This window comes from Sphingopyxis sp. sgz302558, from assembly GCF_057220455.1.
Map to the genome: position 1 here is coordinate 167,323 of NZ_JBXPUZ010000003.1, position 17,231 is coordinate 184,553.

The 17,231-nt window shown below is 61.7% G+C and carries 16 protein-coding genes; 7 read left to right on the top strand and 9 right to left on the bottom strand.

What is annotated here, in order from left to right; genetic code table 11:
* Positions 1 to 21 precede the first annotated feature (21 nt).
* Complete coding sequence (rpoB, locus tag AC2TC0_RS11445; RefSeq protein WP_484717658.1) at positions 22 to 4,212, bottom strand: DNA-directed RNA polymerase subunit beta; 4,191 nt, start codon at positions 4,210 to 4,212, stop codon at positions 22 to 24.
* A 327-nt stretch (positions 4,213 to 4,539) separates the two neighbouring features.
* Between rpoB and AC2TC0_RS11450 the strand changes: the two genes are divergently transcribed.
* Positions 4,540 to 4,869, top strand: a complete 330-nt coding sequence (locus AC2TC0_RS11450; RefSeq protein ID WP_484717659.1) for a hypothetical protein — start codon at positions 4,540 to 4,542, stop codon at positions 4,867 to 4,869.
* Positions 4,870 to 4,878: 9 nt separating this feature from the next.
* Here the strand turns inward: AC2TC0_RS11450 and AC2TC0_RS11455 are convergent, their stop codons facing one another.
* On the bottom strand, positions 4,879 to 5,664 hold the full coding sequence (locus tag AC2TC0_RS11455; protein WP_484717660.1) for an NTP transferase domain-containing protein: 786 nt from the start codon (positions 5,662 to 5,664) through the stop codon (positions 4,879 to 4,881).
* A gap of 2 nt (positions 5,665 to 5,666) precedes the next feature.
* Positions 5,667 to 6,686, bottom strand: coding sequence for a D-alanine--D-alanine ligase family protein (locus AC2TC0_RS11460; RefSeq protein WP_484717661.1), 1,020 nt, complete (start codon positions 6,684 to 6,686; stop codon positions 5,667 to 5,669).
* A 111-nt stretch (positions 6,687 to 6,797) separates the two neighbouring features.
* Between AC2TC0_RS11460 and AC2TC0_RS11465 the strand changes: the two genes are divergently transcribed.
* Positions 6,798 to 8,276: a hypothetical protein gene (locus tag AC2TC0_RS11465; protein ID WP_484717662.1), complete on the top strand. Its 1,479-nt coding sequence runs from the start codon at positions 6,798 to 6,800 to the stop codon at positions 8,274 to 8,276.
* 74 nt (positions 8,277 to 8,350) lie between these two features.
* On the opposite strand, the gene rplL is transcribed toward AC2TC0_RS11465, so the two are convergent.
* Complete coding sequence (rplL, locus tag AC2TC0_RS11470) at positions 8,351 to 8,728, bottom strand: 50S ribosomal protein L7/L12 (protein ID WP_484717663.1); 378 nt, start codon at positions 8,726 to 8,728, stop codon at positions 8,351 to 8,353.
* Between the two features lie 59 nt (positions 8,729 to 8,787).
* Positions 8,788 to 9,303, bottom strand: coding sequence for a 50S ribosomal protein L10 (gene rplJ / locus AC2TC0_RS11475; protein ID WP_484717664.1), 516 nt, complete (start codon positions 9,301 to 9,303; stop codon positions 8,788 to 8,790).
* 427 nt (positions 9,304 to 9,730) lie between these two features.
* Between rplJ and AC2TC0_RS11480 the strand changes: the two genes are divergently transcribed.
* Together AC2TC0_RS11480 and AC2TC0_RS11485 are read left to right on the top strand one after the other, a co-directional pair.
* Positions 9,731 to 12,685 (top strand): TonB-dependent receptor domain-containing protein, encoded by a 2,955-nt coding sequence (locus tag AC2TC0_RS11480; protein WP_484717665.1) that lies wholly within the window; start codon positions 9,731 to 9,733, stop codon positions 12,683 to 12,685.
* A gap of 57 nt (positions 12,686 to 12,742) precedes the next feature.
* Positions 12,743 to 13,123: a VOC family protein gene (locus AC2TC0_RS11485; RefSeq protein ID WP_484717666.1), complete on the top strand. Its 381-nt coding sequence runs from the start codon at positions 12,743 to 12,745 to the stop codon at positions 13,121 to 13,123.
* Between the two features lie 54 nt (positions 13,124 to 13,177).
* Here the strand turns inward: AC2TC0_RS11485 and AC2TC0_RS11490 are convergent, their stop codons facing one another.
* Entirely contained in the window at positions 13,178 to 13,663 is a 486-nt protein-coding gene (locus tag AC2TC0_RS11490) for a hypothetical protein (RefSeq protein WP_484717667.1), read from the bottom strand.
* Between the two features lie 136 nt (positions 13,664 to 13,799).
* A complete protein-coding gene (locus AC2TC0_RS11495) occupies positions 13,800 to 14,108 on the bottom strand; it encodes a 4a-hydroxytetrahydrobiopterin dehydratase (protein ID WP_484718115.1) in 309 nt (102 codons plus the stop codon).
* A 40-nt stretch (positions 14,109 to 14,148) separates the two neighbouring features.
* Between AC2TC0_RS11495 and AC2TC0_RS11500 the strand changes: the two genes are divergently transcribed.
* The 3 genes from AC2TC0_RS11500 to AC2TC0_RS11510 are packed head-to-tail and all read left to right on the top strand — an operon-like array spanning position 14,149 to position 15,793.
* Positions 14,149 to 14,565, top strand: coding sequence for a metallopeptidase family protein (locus tag AC2TC0_RS11500; protein ID WP_484717668.1), 417 nt, complete (start codon positions 14,149 to 14,151; stop codon positions 14,563 to 14,565).
* Entirely contained in the window at positions 14,562 to 15,146 is a 585-nt protein-coding gene (gene ccmA, locus AC2TC0_RS11505; protein WP_484717669.1) for a heme ABC exporter ATP-binding protein CcmA, read from the top strand. Before AC2TC0_RS11500 ends, ccmA begins: the two co-directional genes overlap by 4 nt.
* The gene (locus tag AC2TC0_RS11510) at positions 15,146 to 15,793 is read left to right on the top strand and encodes a heme exporter protein CcmB (RefSeq protein WP_484718116.1); all 648 of its coding nucleotides are present in this window, start codon (positions 15,146 to 15,148) and stop codon (positions 15,791 to 15,793) included. Before ccmA ends, AC2TC0_RS11510 begins: the two co-directional genes overlap by 1 nt.
* Positions 15,794 to 15,895: 102 nt before the next feature.
* Here AC2TC0_RS11510 and rplA read toward each other — a convergent pair whose 3' ends face one another.
* Entirely contained in the window at positions 15,896 to 16,594 is a 699-nt protein-coding gene (gene rplA / locus AC2TC0_RS11515) for a 50S ribosomal protein L1 (RefSeq protein WP_484718117.1), read from the bottom strand.
* A complete protein-coding gene (rplK, locus tag AC2TC0_RS11520) occupies positions 16,594 to 17,025 on the bottom strand; it encodes a 50S ribosomal protein L11 (RefSeq protein WP_484717670.1) in 432 nt (143 codons plus the stop codon). Before rplK ends, rplA begins: the two co-directional genes overlap by 1 nt.
* Positions 17,026 to 17,231 lie beyond the last annotated feature (206 nt).

Consider the following 17,231-nt stretch of genomic DNA (forward strand, 5'->3'; position numbering starts at 1 on the left):
GCGGGGGGTGAGGCAAGATTGTTATTCGGCGGCTTCGGGCAGGGCTTCAGGGCCTTCGTCGGGGTCTTCCTCCGCATAGGAGGACAGTTCGACGTTGAGACCCAGCGAGCGCATTTCCTTGACGAGCACGTTGAACGATTCGGGGATCCCCGCCTCGAACGTGTCGTCGCCCTTGACGATCGCTTCGTACACCTTGGTGCGGCCGATGACGTCGTCGGACTTCACCGTCAGCATTTCCTGAAGCGTGTAGGCCGCACCATAGGCCTGCAGCGCCCACACCTCCATTTCGCCGAAACGCTGGCCACCGAACTGCGCCTTACCACCCAGCGGCTGCTGGGTGACCAGGCTGTAGGGGCCGATCGAGCGGGCGTGGATTTTGTCGTCGACCAGGTGGTGCAGCTTGAGGATATATTTATACCCCACCGTCACTTTGCGGTCGAACTTTTCGCCTGTGCGCCCGTCATACAGGTCAACCTGACCCGATTTGTCGAGGCCCGCACGCTCGAGCATGTCGGACACATCGCTCTCGCGCGCGCCATCGAACACGGGCGTCGCAAACGGCACGCCGAGGCCAAGGTTTTCTGCCAGTTCGATCACCTGCTCGTCATTACGCGCCGTGATTTCCGCAGCATATTCATCGCCATAGGCTGTAACCAGCGCCTCGCGCACCGCCTCAGGCGGCTTGCCGGCTTGCGGGTTGGGGTTGGCGATCCGCCAATCCTCCAGTGCATCCTGCACCTGTTTGGCCAGCCCGTGCGCGGCCCAGCTGAGGTGCGTTTCCAGGATCTGGCCGACGTTCATGCGGCTCGGCACCCCCAGCGGGTTGAGCACAACGTCAACCGGCTTGCCATCTTCCAGGAAGGGCATGTCTTCCTGCGGCAAGATGCGGCTGATGATGCCCTTGTTGCCGTGACGACCGGCCATCTTGTCGCCCGATTGCAGCTTGCGCTTGATCGCGACGAACACCTTGACCGACTTCAGCACACCCGGTGCGAGCTCGTCGCCGCGCTGCAGCTTTTCGACGCGATCCTCGAACTTGTCGTTGATGCGCTTGATCGCCTCGTCATACTGGCCTTTGATCGCCTCGAGCGCGGCTTGCGCGGCATCGTCGGCCACCGCGACCTTCCACCAGTCGCCCCGGTCCATCTCGACCAGCATCGCCTCGGTGATGACATCACCCTTCTTGAAACCCTTGGGCATGGCGCTCGACGCCTGACCGATCAGGATTTCCTTCAGGCTGGAGAAGGTCGCCCGGTTCAAGATTGCGCGCTCGTCGTCGGCATCCTGCTTCAACCGTTCGATTTCCTCGCGCTCGATCGCAATCGCGCGCTCGTCCTTGTCGATACCGTGGCGGTTGAACACCCGCACTTCGACGACCGTTCCGGACACGCCCGGCGGCAGCCGCAGCGAAGTGTCGCGCACATCGCTCGCCTTTTCGCCGAAAATGGCGCGCAGCAGCTTTTCTTCCGGCGTCATCGGGCTTTCGCCCTTGGGCGTGATCTTACCGACCAAAATATCGCCCGGACCGACTTCGGCACCGATATAGACAATGCCCGCCTCGTCGAGGTTACGCAGCGCTTCTTCACCGACGTTGGGGATGTCGCGCGTGATGTCTTCGGGCCCAAGCCGCGTGTCGCGCGCGGTGACTTCAAACTCTTCGATGTGGATCGACGTAAAGACGTCATCCTTCACGATGCGCTCGGAAATGAGGATCGAATCCTCATAATTATAGCCGTTCCAGGGCATGAAGGCGACGAGCACATTCTTGCCCAGCGCCAGCTCGCCCAGCTCGGTCGACGGACCGTCGGCGATGATTTCGCCCGCACGGATATTGTCGCCCACCTTCACCAGCGGCCGCTGGTTGATGCAGGTATTCTGGTTCGAGCGCTGGAATTTCTGCAGACGGTAAATGTCGACGCCCGACTTGCCGGGCTCGACCCCGTCGGTCGCGCGAATGACGATACGGGTGGCGTCGATCTGATCGACCACGCCGCCGCGCCGGGCCGCAATCGCTGCACCCGAATCGCGTGCCACCGTGCGTTCCATGCCGGTGCCGACCAGCGGCGCTTCGGCACGCAGCAAGGGCACGGCCTGCCGCTGCATGTTCGAACCCATCAGCGCGCGGTTGGCGTCGTCATTTTCCAGGAACGGGATCAGCGATGCCGCAACCGATACCAGCTGCTTCGGGCTGACGTCCATCAGGGTCACCTGCTCGCGCGGGGCCATCAGAAACTCGCCGCCCTCGCGCGCCGAAATCAGCTCGTCGACAAAGCTGCCGTCGGGGTTAAGATCGGCATTGGCCTGTGCGACGGTGTGCTTTTGCTCTTCCATCGCCGACAGATAGACGACTTCGGCCGTCACCTTGCCATCGACGACGCGGCGATAGGGCGTTTCGATAAAGCCATATTTGTTGACGCGGGCAAAGGTCGCGAGGCTGTTGATCAGCCCGATGTTCGGCCCCTCGGGCGTTTCAATCGGACAGATGCGGCCATAGTGCGTCGGATGGACGTCGCGCACTTCAAAGCCCGCGCGCTCGCGGGTGAGGCCGCCGGGCCCAAGCGCCGACACGCGGCGCTTGTGCGTCACTTCGGACAGCGGGTTGGTCTGGTCCATAAACTGCGAAAGCTGCGACGAGCCGAAAAACTCGCGTACCGCAGCCACCGCCGGCTTGGCGTTGATCAGGTCATTGGGCATGACCGTCGACACATCGACCGAGCTCATCCGCTCCTTGACCGCGCGCTCCATGCGCAGCAATCCGACACGATACTGGTTTTCCAGCAGCTCGCCGACCGAGCGAACGCGGCGGTTGCCAAGATTGTCGATATCGTCAATCTCGCCCTTGCCGTCTTTCAGGTTCACCAGCTCCTTGACCACGGCCAGAATGTCATCGGCGCGCAGCGTGGTGATGCTGTCATCCACATCCAGCCCCAGACGCATGTTCAGCTTGACGCGGCCTACCGCCGACAGATCGTAGCGTTCGGCGTCAAAGAACAGTCCTGCGAACAGCGCTTCGGCCGTTTCGCGCGTCGGCGGTTCGCCGGGGCGCATGACGCGGTAAATATCCGACAGCGCCTGATCGCGGTCTTCGGCCTTATCGGCCTTCAACGTGTTGCGGATCCACGGCCCCGTGTTGTTGTGATCGATGTCGAGCAGGACCAGCTGGTCGATACCGGCCTTGTCCAACTTTTCCAAATTGTCGGCCGACACCTCGTCGCCCGCTTCGATATAAATCTCGCCGGTCGTCTCGTTGATCAGATCGTAGGCCGAATAGCGGCCAAAGATTTCCTCGGTCGGGATCAGCAGCGTGTCGAGCCCATCCTTCGCCGCCTTGTTGGCAAGGCGGGGCGAGATTTTGTGACCGGCGGCGAACACGACTTCGCCTGTCTTGGCGTCAACAACGTCAAAGGCAGGCTTCGCGCCGCGCCAATTTTCCAGGATGAAGGGCACTTTCCAGCCGCTTTCGGCGCGCTGGAACACCACGCGGTCATAGAAATAGTTGAGGATATCCTCACCATTCATGCCCAGCGCATAGAGCAGCGACGTCACCGGCAGCTTGCGCTTGCGGTCGATGCGGACGTTAACGATGTCCTTGGCGTCGAATTCAAAATCCAGCCACGAACCGCGATAGGGGATGACGCGCGCGGCGAACAGATATTTGCCCGAAGAATGCGTCTTGCCGCGGTCATGGTCGAACAGCACACCCGGCGAACGGTGCATCTGCGACACAATCACGCGTTCGGTGCCGTTGATAAAGAAGGTGCCATTCTCGGTCATGAGCGGCATGTCGCCCATGTAGACGTCCTGCTCCTTGATATCGAGCACGCTGCGCGTTTCGGTTTCGCTGTCGACCTCGAACACGATCAGACGCAGCGTCACCTTCATCGGCGCGGCATAGGTGATCCCGCGCTGACGGCATTCTTCAACGTCATACTTCGGCGGCTCAAGTTCGTAGAACACAAAGTCGAGCTCGGCGGTGCCGGCGAAATCGCGGATCGGGAAAACGCTGCGCAGCGTTTTTTCCAGGCCAGAGACATAGCCGATCGACGGATCGGAGCGCAGAAACTGTTCGTACGAGTCGCGCTGCACCTCGATCAGATTCGGCATTTCCACCGCTTCGTGGATGTTGCCGAACAATTTGCGGATACGCTTGACCGGGGTCGCTGCGACCGTCTGACCGGCGGCCGATGCCGCTGCCTTTGCCTTGGTTGCCATGGGTGACTAATCTCGCCTTATGAATGACTTGGGGCGCGAAACCGACACGAAAAAGCCGCAAGCCTCCGTTGCCGGAAACCGCAGCTTTCAATACGCCTGTCAGTGTCGGGCACCCAATTCTGTGGAACCGCTGCGCAAGGGCGGCTCGCTTCCCGGATGCCTGATAAATGCGGATATAGGAACTACCGGCATCGCTGTCAAACGCTGGCCGGCAATCCGCTGTTCATCGACGCCTGTTACCGGCCTGGCAGCTTGACCATTGACGAAACACAACAATGGCGCTTTGAAGCCGTTCAGATTCAATCTCTTCCCAAAGGGTCCAAGGTAATGAAAATATTTGCTGCCGCTGCCGCGCTCGCCCTGCTCCCCGCTGTCATCGTCAACGCGCAGCAGGCCCCCGTCGCCAAGCCCAAGACCGAGGCCGGGACGATGCGGCTTTACAAAGGCCAGAACTTCTCGGGCGAAAACTATATGGTCGACACCCCGCGCTCGTCGCTGATGCTGGAAATGAACGTAGGCAGCATCGCCGTTTTTCCAGGCGAGAAATGGGAAGTGTGCGACAAGCCGCGCTTCAAAGGCAATTGCAACATCGTCGACCGTGACATGTCGGGTCTGGGCGAAGTCGCAATTCAGTCGGCACGCCCCGTCAAGCAATAAGGGTCGACGTCAGGCGGCGGAACGCGCCGCCAGTACTTCCTGGGTGACGCGGTGGGATCGTTCGTTGTCAACGTCGATCGCGGCCGCGCCGTCGCTCACCAAAACCGGCACGAGCTTGAGGCGCAAGGGACGGCCCAGCCGCACGAACGCCTTTTCGAGCGGCCCCAATCCAAAGCGGAAACGCAGCAAGTTGATAAGGCCGAAGGCCTTCAGCACGCGCATCGGTTTCTTGATGAATTGCCCGCCGCCGCGAAAAGTCTCGGCAGCACGCAACGCCTTGGCGCTGCCCAGCCAATAGGCGTTGCAGTTCGACACCTCGACATCGGCAAAGGGATAAAAGCGCCGCTGCCCATCGGGGTGGACGCCCAGCACATCGCCCTTGCGCGCTAGGCCCACCGCTGCATCAGCTCCGGCCGCCTCTGCCTGCTCGTCAATTTCGCGGATCGTCGCTGCGGACAGCAAACAGGCATCGGCCGTGGTTACGAGCAACGGGAATGCGGCGCCTTGCGCCGCGGTCAGCACTGAGTCGGCCAGATTGTCAGCAGCCGCCACAAACCGCACGCGCACGAGATCGGCTGGTGACATCTGCAGTGCCAGCTCATCAGCCAGCCCGGCATAGTGGCTCGAAACGACGATATCGCCAGCGCCACTCGCGATGGCGGCATCCAGCACATAGAGGATCATTGGCCGGCCCGCGACCGGCACGAGACATTTATCGGCGACACCATGAGCCGCCGCCAGCGCGTCGGTGCCGCCCGGACGGCGACCGGCCATGATCGCAATGGTGGCAGGCATGGTCAGCCCACCCGCTCGGCCAGACCTTGACGGATCAGGCTTTCGGCCAAAATGGTTTCAATCAGGTCGGACTGGGTCAAGCCCGCCGCCACCGCCGCGCGCCCGAACACCTTTTCCGACCACAGGTTGCAGCTGAGGTTGACCTCCAGAAACTGCACCTCGCCGTTGGCCTCGTTCAGCCGATATTCGAAGCGCCCGAAATCGAACGGCCAGAAAATCTCGATCAGCTTCTCGGTCATCGCGGTGATGCGCGCGACAACATCGGCGGGCTGCTCGAAATAATCGAGGCTATATTTCTGGCTGCGGTCAACCAGATCGCGCTTTTCAGCGTAAGTGCGCAAATGGTCGGGATCAGCCTGGCGGAAGATCATCATCGGCAAGATGTGCGGCCGCCCATTCAGGGTGATGACCGGCACCTCGACATCGCTGCCGGCAAAGAAGGGCTCGACGATGGCATCGTGCCCCTCAGCATGGATGCGCGCCACTGCTTCGGCAATACCGTCGCGGCTGGTCGCATCACCGATGCCCCAGCTTGCCGAGCTGTTGTTGGGTTTGACCACCCAGCGCTTCGCATCCGCCGCCCGCATCGGATCAATCGGCGCGCCGCAGCGATAGACCGTCCAGTCCATCGTCGGTACGCCCATCCGCCGCGTCTCGCCCTTGGTCAGCGCCTTGTCATCCGACGCCCCGCGCAAGATCGGCGATGCGCCCAAATAGGGGATACCCAGCCGCGTGCACAGCAGTGGCAATAGCATCTCCGAATTGAAAAAGCCCCCGCGGTTGAGCATCGGCCAAACAAAGTCGGCATCGGGCTTTTCAAACAGCGCCTGATAACTATTGGCGAGCTTCAGGTTGATGCCCAGCCCCGCCAGCGTGTCGCGCATTTCCAGATGATAGACGGCATGATTGCCATCCTCCGGATGCAACGCCCCGTCCCAAAAGACGTGCTTGGCGATATACATGATGCGAAGGTCGCGGCGCGCGGCATCGCTGAGGCGGGTGGGGGTGATTTTCTGGGGCATGGTCTTTCTCGTGGCGGGTCCGATAGCCGCATCGCGCCGCGTTTGCAATTGACCCTCCCGCCGGAGTAAAGGGCGGCGCGGCCCCGCCACGACCTACAGGAGTTTCTCCCCTTGGCCACCGATTTGCAGGCGCGCCCCGCCGGTTCCGACGAAGCCGCCATATTGGCCGCTATCATCACAGGCGGGGACGAACGTATTCGGCCCGGTCCCGACGGGCGCAACAAATATTTCGCCACCGTCACGCCTTTCGAAGGGCTGGCTTTTGGCAGCTCGACGATCAGCAGCATCACTGCCGATGCCTTGGCGTATCTCGCCGAACATTGGACGCACCGCCTTGATGACCTCGCTACGGCGGCGGGATATGCCGCCGCGCTGGATGAGCTACGCGCCCGCATTGCTGCGCTCTACAGCAATGGCGACAGCGCCATTGTCATTGCCGCCTCTGGTACCGATCTCGAATATGTTGGCCTCGCGGCAGCACCGTCAACGGCGGGACCGATTTGTGGCATATTGTTGGGCCGCGACGAAGTTGGCAGCGGCTGTGTCCACAGCGCGGCAGGCCGCTTCTTCGCCGACCGCACCGCCATCGGGGCAGCGGTAACCACCGCCGATCCCATCGACCCGAGGCACGCCGCCAACCGGCTGGTCGACGTTCCCATCCGCGATGCCGACGGCACCCCGCGCGCCAGCGCCGCTATCGCCGCCGACCTTGCCGACCGCGCCGAAAAGGCCATTGCAGCCGGTGAGCATCCGGTCATCCATGTCGTGCACGGCTCAAAAACCGGGCTGACCTTGCCCAGCCTTGATGATTGCGCTGTCCTCTCCGCCCGTTTTGGCTTGGCCGCCACCATCGTCGTGGATGCCTGTCAGCTTCGGATCAGCCCGGCGGCGGTGCGCGCCTACCTGGACCTCGGCTGCGTCGTGCTCGCCACGGGCAGCAAGTCGGCGAACGGCGCCCCGTTCAGCGGCTTTGCGCTGGTGCCGCACGCGCTGGTCAGCGCGGCTGCGCCACTTACCGATGGCTATCGTCTGCTGGCTCGCCGCGCCGAATGGCCCGCGATCTGGCCCGGGCGCGACCGGCTGGCCGACGAACCCAACCCCGGACTTGCACTGCGCCTCGCGGGCGCGCTGTTCGAAATCGAACGCTTCAGCGCCATTGACGAAGCCCGTGTATTTGAAATGGTCGATGATTTCTGCGCCGCGTTGGCGACGGCGGTCACCAAACATGGGCTTGCTCTGCTGCCAACGGACGGCCCGGGCGGCGCCATGCCCGCCTGTTTGGCAGCAACGCTGGCGACGCTTGATATGAGTCAGCGCTGGCCAATGCTCGATTTCGACGCGGCGGGCAAAATCCACCACGCGCTAACACATGCTGCACCGCCCGCGGGCCAACCCGCTTTCCGCGTCGGCCAACCGGTCCGCGCCCGCCGTCTCGCCGAAGGCCACTTTGCCGCGACGTTGCGCCTCTCGCTCTCCATGCCGATGATGGTGGACCATTCGGCGCTGGACCGGGCGGCGTCGCGGCAACGCTTAGCGGCCGAACTCGACTATATCCTGGGCACAATTGCAGCGCGCTGCGCCGCTGCCTGACGTTCGAATACGAAAAGGGGCGGCTCCCTTGCGGGAACCGCCCTTTTTCTTGTCCGTGACGGACGACGACCGAATTACTTCAGTTCGACGGTCGCACCAGCGGCCTCAAGGCGCTTCTTGAGGTCTTCTGCCTCGGCCTTGTTGACGCCTTCCTTGACGGCCTTCGGCGCGGCTTCGACCAGCGCCTTGGCTTCGCCCAGACCCAGGTTGGTGATGGCGCGGACTTCCTTAATCACGTTAATCTTGTTGCCGCCGTCACCGGTCAGGATGACGTCGAATTCGGTCTGCTCTTCAGCAGCCGGGGCAGCGCCACCAGCGGCCGGGCCAGCGGCCACAGCGACAGCAGCGGCGGCCGAAACGCCCCACTTTTCTTCCAGCATCTTCGACAGGTCTGCCGCTTCAAGAACGGTCAGTGCCGACAGGTCGTCAACAAGCTTTGCAAGATCAGCCATTGTATTTCTCCAAAATTCCGGGACGCACCCGGTTCATGTTTCAAAACAGGGTACGATAATTATGCTGCATCCTTGGTCGCATATGCGCCAAAGACCCGCGCCAACTGGCCAGCCGGGGCAGAAGTGATCTGCGCCAGCTTCGTGGCCGGAGCCTGCACCAGACCAATGATCTTGGCGCGCAGCTCGTCGAGCGAGGGCAGCGAGGCCAGAGCCTTCACGCCGTTCACGTCGAGGACGGTATCGCCCATGCCGCCACCAACAATTTCAAGCTTGTCGTTGGTCTTGGCAAATTCAACTGCGACCTTGGCTGCCGCGACCGGATCGGTCGAGGTGGCCAGAGCAGTCGGACCGGTCAGCATGTCTGACAGACCGGTGTAGGCGGTGCCTTCGAGCGCGATGTTGGCAAGACGGTTCTTCGTGACCTTGAACGACGCACCGGCATCGCGCATAGCCGTACGCAGCGCCGTCGACTGGGCGACGGTCAGGCCCAGGTTGCGGACAACCACAACCGAAGCTGCTGAGGACAGCGTAGCGTTCAGCGTCGATACGGCTTCGGCCTTTTGAGCACGATCCATGCCATAACTCCACTCTTCTTGCCCGGCGGCGGACCACCGGACGGTTTGAACCACAGGCAGGCGCACGCCGGAGCGCGCACCAAACTGCAAACGAATGTCCTAAGGGGGTAGCCGGGCCGAACGCGCGCCTGTGGCGGGCGAAAGGGCCGTTTTATGACTGTCCCCGTCTCGGCTGGAAATTAAGCGCGGGCAAACCCCGTGCACCAACTGTCTCGGACGGAGCTGACCGGTAAAACCGATCAACACGCCGCGGCGCATAGGGCCTATCGGTCCGAAGTCAAGCAAAAGCGTGCAAATCGGATAAGGCGAATGGCAAAAAATTTGTCCGGACCAACAGATTTCGCTCTGGCAAATTCATGAAAATTGCGTCTTAATGACAGCGCGTTGACAGACGAGGGTCGTCGCGCGCCAAACGGGGGAAATTTTCATGCGCAGTTTGACCGCTATCCGTTCGTCCTTGCTTGCTGGCGGCACGGTCGCCGCCTTGTTTGCGATACCTGCCTTGGCGCAGACCGCCGAAGAAAGCCAAATTGCGCCGCCAAGCGCAGCGGATGAAACGGTCGACACCCGCGAAATGGTGGTCACCGGATCCCGCATCAAACGCGATCCCAACGACAGCGCCCTGCCGTTGCAGGTGATCGGCACAGCCGAATTGGAACGCGAAGGGATCAGCAGCCCAGAGCAGCTCGTACAGTATCTGACTGCCAACGGCACGGCGGGCGACAATCTGGCGTCCAACGCCGATGTCGTTGACGGCCAGCAGCGCGGCAACAACGGCGCCTCGTTCGCCAACCTGCGCGGTCAGGGCTCGTCAGCGACGCTGGTCCTGCTGAACGGACGCCGCGTCGCCGCACACGGCCTCAACGGCGGTGCTGTCGACGTAAACCAGATCCCGTTTGCCGCGCTGGAACGGGTCGAAGTTTTGAAGGATGGCGCCTCGGCCATTTATGGCACCGATGCGATTGGTGGGGTTATCAACTTCATCACGCGAACCGATTATCAGGGACTAGGGCTGAGCGGTTTTGTCGACATCACCGAACGCGGCGATTCGCCGCGCTATCGTGCTTCGGCCATTGCGGGCTACGGCGATCTCGACGAGCAAGGCTTCAACGTCATGGCGTCGGTCAGCTATTCGACTGCCAGGGCGCTACGCGGCGACCAACGCGATTTTGTGAACACCTTCCAGCCTGATCGCGGCTTGTCGGTTGACACGCGCGGCACGCCGTTTGCCACCTTCATTCCGCTTGCCGGGACAGCCTATCAGAACGCCACCGCACCCTTTTTGCCCGGTTCAACCACGCTTCGCGCCACCGGCGGGATCAACGTCCTGGACCTGCCGGGTCAGGCTGGCTGCGGCTCGGTTGATGGCCAGGCTCCCTATGACCCGGTAATCTGGGCTTTCCCGCAGGCCGAGTTTGCCTGTGCCTGGGATACGGGGCGCGCTGCAGTGCTACAGCAGCCGCTCGACACCTGGACCTGGTTCGGGCGTGGTGTACTGGCACTGGGTGAACACCGCGTCTCGTTGGAAGTGACGGGGTCAGATGCCACGGCGGCTAAGCGCTTCTCCAATCTCCAGCTGACACCAAACACGACAACCCAAAACTATGCCTATCGTCGTATTGCCGGGGTCAACGATGTTCAATTTGACCGGCTGGCGTCGATCCTGACCGCCAACTTCCCCACCTTTGGCCCGCTGATTACAGCTACTCCGGCGCTGTCCTATCGCTGGCGCTGCATCGAATGTGGGCCGCGCGAAATTACAACCGATACGCAGACACAAACCTATGCGCTGGCAGTCGAAGGGCCGCTGTTCAAAGGCTGGGACTATCAGGTCGGGGTATCACGCGCGCAAAGCGAATCCGAATCGGTGCTGGGCAGCGGATATTATTTCCGCGGAACATTGGCCAATGGCACCAATGATCCCAACGCGCCAATTGCCCCCGGCGCGACCGGCGCAGGGATTATCGGCGTCCTCAACAGCGGCGTGCTGAACCCGTTTCTGTTCCCGGGTCAGACCCAGTCCGCGCAGGCGCTGGCCATGCTCGATGCCGTGTCAGCCGAAGGCACAATCCTTTACGGCGGCCGCTATCGCCTCACCCAAGTCGACGGCTCGGTTTCGGGCGATTTGTTTGAGCTTCCAGGTGGCACGGTGCAGGCCGCTGTGGGAATCGACTACCGCCGCGAAACCTATAAATTCAATGGCGACGTGCGCGCAGCAGCCGCGCGGCCTGTGATTATCGCGGCCCCATTTGATGACGGCAATGCGCTGGCCGGGGTCAGCCGCGATATCAAGGCGGCCTATGCTGAATTGCTGCTTCCCGTCTTTGACGGGTTTGAGCTGACGGGCGCCATCCGCATCGACGACTATGATGGCTTTGGCACCACAACGAACCCGAAAGTTTCGGCAAAATATCGCCCTGCACCCTGGCTGCTGTTCCGCGGGTCGTACAATACCGGGTTCCGGGTCCCGTCGTTCAACCAGATTTTCAACGGCCGGACCGAAGCGCTGTACACCGGACGAGGCTTTGCCGACCCGGAAACCTGCGCTACCCCGCTGGCCCCCAATCCGGCGGTTGCAGGCTGCGCAGTCGTGGCCAACGTCGATATCATTAGCGGCGGCCAGCCCAATCTTGCGCCGGAGACATCCGAGCAGTTCACGGCTGGCATCGTGATCGAACCGTCGGCTGATTTCAGCCTGGCCGTGGATTGGTGGAAAATTGACCGCGAAGGGACCATCCAGATCCTGAGCATCGATCAGCTCTTGGAAAATTATGCTGATTTGCAGGAACGCTTCATCCGCGGCGCGGGCGGCGTGCTAGAGGCCATTGAGCGCACCTGGGTCAACTCGGGCAGCACCCGCACGCAGGGGATCGACGTCGCCGGACGCGCCCGGTTTGATTTGGCCAAAGGCGACCTGACCATCGGCATGGACGGCACCTACCTGCTCCAGAAGAAGGAAAAAGTCGTTCCGACGGCAGCCTTTTCCGACCGTATCGGTGTCTTCACCTTCGCTGGCGACCTGGGTCTACGCTGGAAGCACAATGCCTTTATCAACTGGTCGAACGAAGACTTCATGGTCAGCCTGTCGCAAATCTTCCGGTCGGGTTATGATAACCAGCAACTGCCCGGCGTTGCCAGCGGCGCGATCAACCCGCCCAACGATGTGGAACGCGTCAGCGACTATGTGACCTATAATTTCTCGCTCGCCTACACCGGCATCGAAGGCTTCCGGATCAACTTCGGGGTGAAAAATCTGTTCGACCGCGACCCGCCATTTGCCATCACCTATGACAGCAATCTGGGCTCGGGATCGAGCTGGGAACCCCGCGTCGCCGACCCGCGCGGCCGCGCCTACACGCTTAGCGTGGACACGAAGTTCTGATATGGAGCGCGAGGCTGGAGTTTGGTCCGGCCTCGCTCTCTTGTTGGAGTGTTTGTCATGGCCGGACTTGGCGGTATCGCGCCCATCGCCTTTTTGCTGGTGCCGGAGCGCGATGCTGCGAGTAATTTCTACACCGAAAAGCTCGGTCTGACTTTAGTCTCGGAGGATGATTTCGCGCTCGCTTATGACCTTGGCGGCACCATGCTGCGGGTCAGCTTCGTCCCCGACTATGCCGCGCACGCCCACACCGTCCTTGGCTGGCGGGTCGATGATATCGAAGCCATGGTCGACGAGCTTAAGGCGCGCGGCGTGGAATTTCTGATTTACGACGGTTTTGGCCAGGATGAGCGAGGGATTTGGTCCGCACCCGGCGGCGGTGCCAAGATCGCCTGGTTCAACGACCCGTTCGGCAATAATTTGAGTTTGACTCAAAGTTGAACGGCCGACCGCCGTCACGGATGGTACCCGTGACGGCGATCAACATTTATCGCATCATTCGCTGATTTGGCCCGTGCCCGTGCCTTTCGTGCCGGTTCCATGATAGGTCATGGTTCCACCTATTTTGGCATATTTTCCAGTCTTGCCATAAAGCCCGCCGACGCATGCGGTCGTCATCTTGGCAGCATCAACAACATTGCAGCCCCAGACGCTGGAATAGCTGCCGTCGGGACCCGATGAATCGCACGTCCCGTGGAACATGAAAATCGCATCATTGGGCGGTTGGGTGTTGGAAATACAGGTGAATTTTTCAGTCGATTTCTTGCCATCAGCCCAGGTCACCTCGCTGGTGCCAGTCCAATAGCGCCCCTGCATTACACGGCCGTCGGGTGCGGTTGTTCCTGTTGAGACGGCTCCAGCGGCTTCCTGCGCGTTGAAGGTAAAGGTTTCTGCCAATACAGCTGATGGCGCAAGCATCAATACCGTTGCCGTAAACAAAACAATTTTCATGACATTCTCTCCACGCATCAATGAAATCACGCGCAAGACGCGCGCAATTTACAATTCACAGCCGAGAGAATTGCGGCCCATTCCATGCCATTTTCTTGACCAAGAATATTTGGGCGGAAGTGTTTTGCAGGGTAGAAGCTATATTAATCACGTTCTGGCGCAACTATTATGAATCGCCTGATTCCAACAATATGGAATCAATCGCTCGCGCGAGCGCCGCATCACGCGTGGACAACCCGTCGCAATCATGTGTGGTCAGCAAAATGGTGACCCGGCTATAGACGTTGGACCATTCAGGATGATGATCCATTTTTTCGGCAATAATGGCTACACGTGTCATAAAGCCAAAAGCCTGCGCAAAGTCCCCGAAGTTGAGATGACGGGTGATCGCATCGCGCTCGCTGACATACACCCAGTCAGGATGCGCCGTCAGTAAAGCTGACCGCTCTTCCTCATTCAACCGCGCTATCGCCATCGCTTGCTCCTTTGCCCCGTCAGCCATAAGGCGAAGCGCGATGGACAACAAGCCGACCCCTGCCCCCTATGCCGGTGCCGCGCCCGACGAGGATGCATTCCTGGCGCTCGCCGAAGCCGCGCTGGCCGCGATGCCCGATGCCTTCCGACCGCATGTTGCCGGCCTGCTGCTCAGCATCGAAGATGTCGCGGATGCCGAAACCTTGGCCGCGATGGAGATCGAGCATCCCTATGATTTGACTGGTCTTTATTCCGGCCGCCCGCTGACACACAAATCGGTCGAGGAATCGGGTGCAATACCCGACGTGGTAACGCTCTACCGCCTGCCGATCCTGGTCGAATGGGTCGAAACCGGCGAACGGCTGGACCATCTGATCCGCCATGTCCTGATCCACGAAATCGGGCATCATTTCGGCTTTTCGGACGATGACATGCACGCGATCGAGGATGGCATTTGACGCCGTTGCTGGCCTGTAACGACCTAACCTGCATCCGCGGCGGACGGCTGCTGTTCAAAGATGTTGGGTTCGCGCTCGCACCGGGCGAGGCATTATGGGTGCGCGGCCCCAATGGCGTCGGCAAGTCCAGCCTGCTCCGTCTTGTCGCCGGGCTGCTGCCGCCTGAAGCGGGCACCGTCACCCGCCCTGCGCTGTTGGCGTTGGCCGACGAGCGCGCTGCGCTCGACCCCGAGCTCCCTCTTGCGCGCGCGCTGGCGTTCTGGGGCCCGCTTGATGGTGCGGACCCCCCCGCCATTAGCGCAGCGATGGACGCAATGGCCCTGGCCCCGTTGGCCGATGTTCCTGTCGCCATGTTGTCCACGGGCCAACGCAAACGCGCCGTGCTGGCGCGCACCATTGCCAGCGGCGCGCAACTGTGGCTACTCGACGAACCGGGCAACGGCCTTGACGCCGCTTCGCTCGACATGCTGCGCGCAGTCATTGCGCGGCACCGCGCCACCGGCGGTTGCATATTGTTCGCCTCGCACTTCGACCTCGCTCTGCCCGAACAGCAGGAATTTCTTCTCGGAGGGCGCGCATGATCCGGCCGCTCGCAGCGCTGCTCGCCCGCGACCTGCGCCGCGCGTGGGGCAGCGGCAGCATCTGGCTGCCGGTCGCCTTCTTTCTGCTGGTGGCGACGCTGTTTCCCTTTGCTGTCGGGCCTGATCGCGAATTGCTGGCGCGCACCGGCGGCGGGGTGATGTGGGTGGCGGCGCTGCTTGCCGCGCTGCTCCCCGTGGATCGGCTGGTGCGGCCTGACTGGGAAGCGGGCATGCTCGATCAGTTTGCTGTGCGCGGTCTTTCCGACGAGGTCGTGGCGATGGCCCGGATAGTCAGCCACGCGCTCGGCTTCGGCTTGCCCTTGCTCGTCGCCCTGTTTCCGGCGTCGGCGCTGTTGGGTCTGGATGCGCAGATGGTGGAAATTATCGCGCTGGGCTTGGCCGTCGCCGCGCCCGGTTTGGCGACACTGGCGGTCCTCAGCGCCGCGCTGACCGCGCCGCTCAAGGGCGGCAACGCCATCGCTGGATTGCTGGTCCTGCCGCTGGCGGTGCCGCTGCTGATTTTCGGCGCTGGACTGCTTAACCCGGCGGGAGCGGGCGCACTCAAACTGCTCGCGGCGTCGAGCCTGCTGCTGACGGCGATTGGGCCCTTTGCCGTTGGCGCGGCGCTAAGGGCGTTGCGAGAATAGCCTGTCCTGCCCTCCGGTCGGCGGGGGGGGAGAAGGCCATCCCAAATGAAAAGGGCCGGAGTTTCCCCCGGCCCTCTCGTGTCTCATGGTCTAGCGCAGCGCTTAAGCGCCGGCGACATCCGCCACGTCAACCTTGACGCCCGGACCCATGGTCGAGCTCAACGCGATCTTGCGGACATATTTGCCCTTTGCGCCCGACGGCTTGGCCTTGATCACCGCTTCGACAAAGGCGTCGAAATTCTGGCGCAGCTTTTCCTCGCCGAACGACAGCTTGCCAAGGCCAGCATGGATGATCCCAGCCTTTTCGACGCGATACTCGATCTGACCGCCCTTGGCGGCCTTAACCGCTTCGGCGACGTTCGGGGTCACGGTGCCCAGCTTGGGGTTCGGCATCAGGCCCTTGGGACCCAGCACCTTACCAAGACGGCCGACGATGCCCATCATGTCCGGCGTCGCAATAACGCGGCCATAGTCGAGGTTGCCGGCCTGCATGTCTTCCAGCAGGTCTTCGGCGCCAACCTTGTCGGCCCCGGCGGCAAGCGCGGCTTCGGCCTTGTCGCCGCGGGCGAACACGGCAACCTTGACGTCCTTGCCGGTTCCGGCGGGCAGCGTCACAACGCCGCGGACCATCTGGTCGGCATGGCGCGGATCGACGCCCAGGTTCATCGCGATTTCCATCGTCTCGTCAAACTTGGTCGAGGCGAGCTCGCGCACCGTCTTGATGGCTTCGTCAACCGCAAACAATTTCTGATTGTCGTGCTTTTCAGCCAGCAACTTGGCCTTTTTCGAAAGTGCCATGATCAGCCCTCCACCACTTCAAGGCCCATCGAACGCGCGCTGCCCTCGATAATCTTGGTCGCCTGTTCGATCGAATTGGCATTCAGGTCCTTCATCTTGATCTCGGCGATCTCGGCGAGCTTTGAGCGCGCAATTTTGCCTGCGCTCAGCTTGCCAGGTTCCTTCGATCCCGACTTCAGGTTCGCGGCCTTCTTGATCAAATAGGTCGCGGGCGGCGTCTTGGTGACATAGGAAAAGCTCTTGTCGGCATAAACGGTAATGATCACCGGCGTCGGCGTGCCCTTTTCCAGGTCACCCGTCGACGCGTTAAACGCCTTGCAGAATTCCATGATATTCACGCCGCGCTGGCCCAGAGCCGGCCCGAGCGGCGGCGACGGCGTGGCGTTGCCAGCCGGCACCTGCAGCTTGATATAGCCGCTGATCTTCTTGGCCATGATGGCCTCCTTCTTCTCTCTGTCGTCGCTGCCGAAGCAGTGACTCAAGTTATGCGGTCAAACAGCGGTCCGAAAACCGCCTCCCGCGCGAAATCCACGCCCGAGGACGCGGAAGCGAGCGCCGTTAGCGCGCGACTGCCCGAAAAGCAAGGACAACCTCCGCTTGTGCGGCAATCATATCCGTCGCCGTTCAACATGTGCCTTGC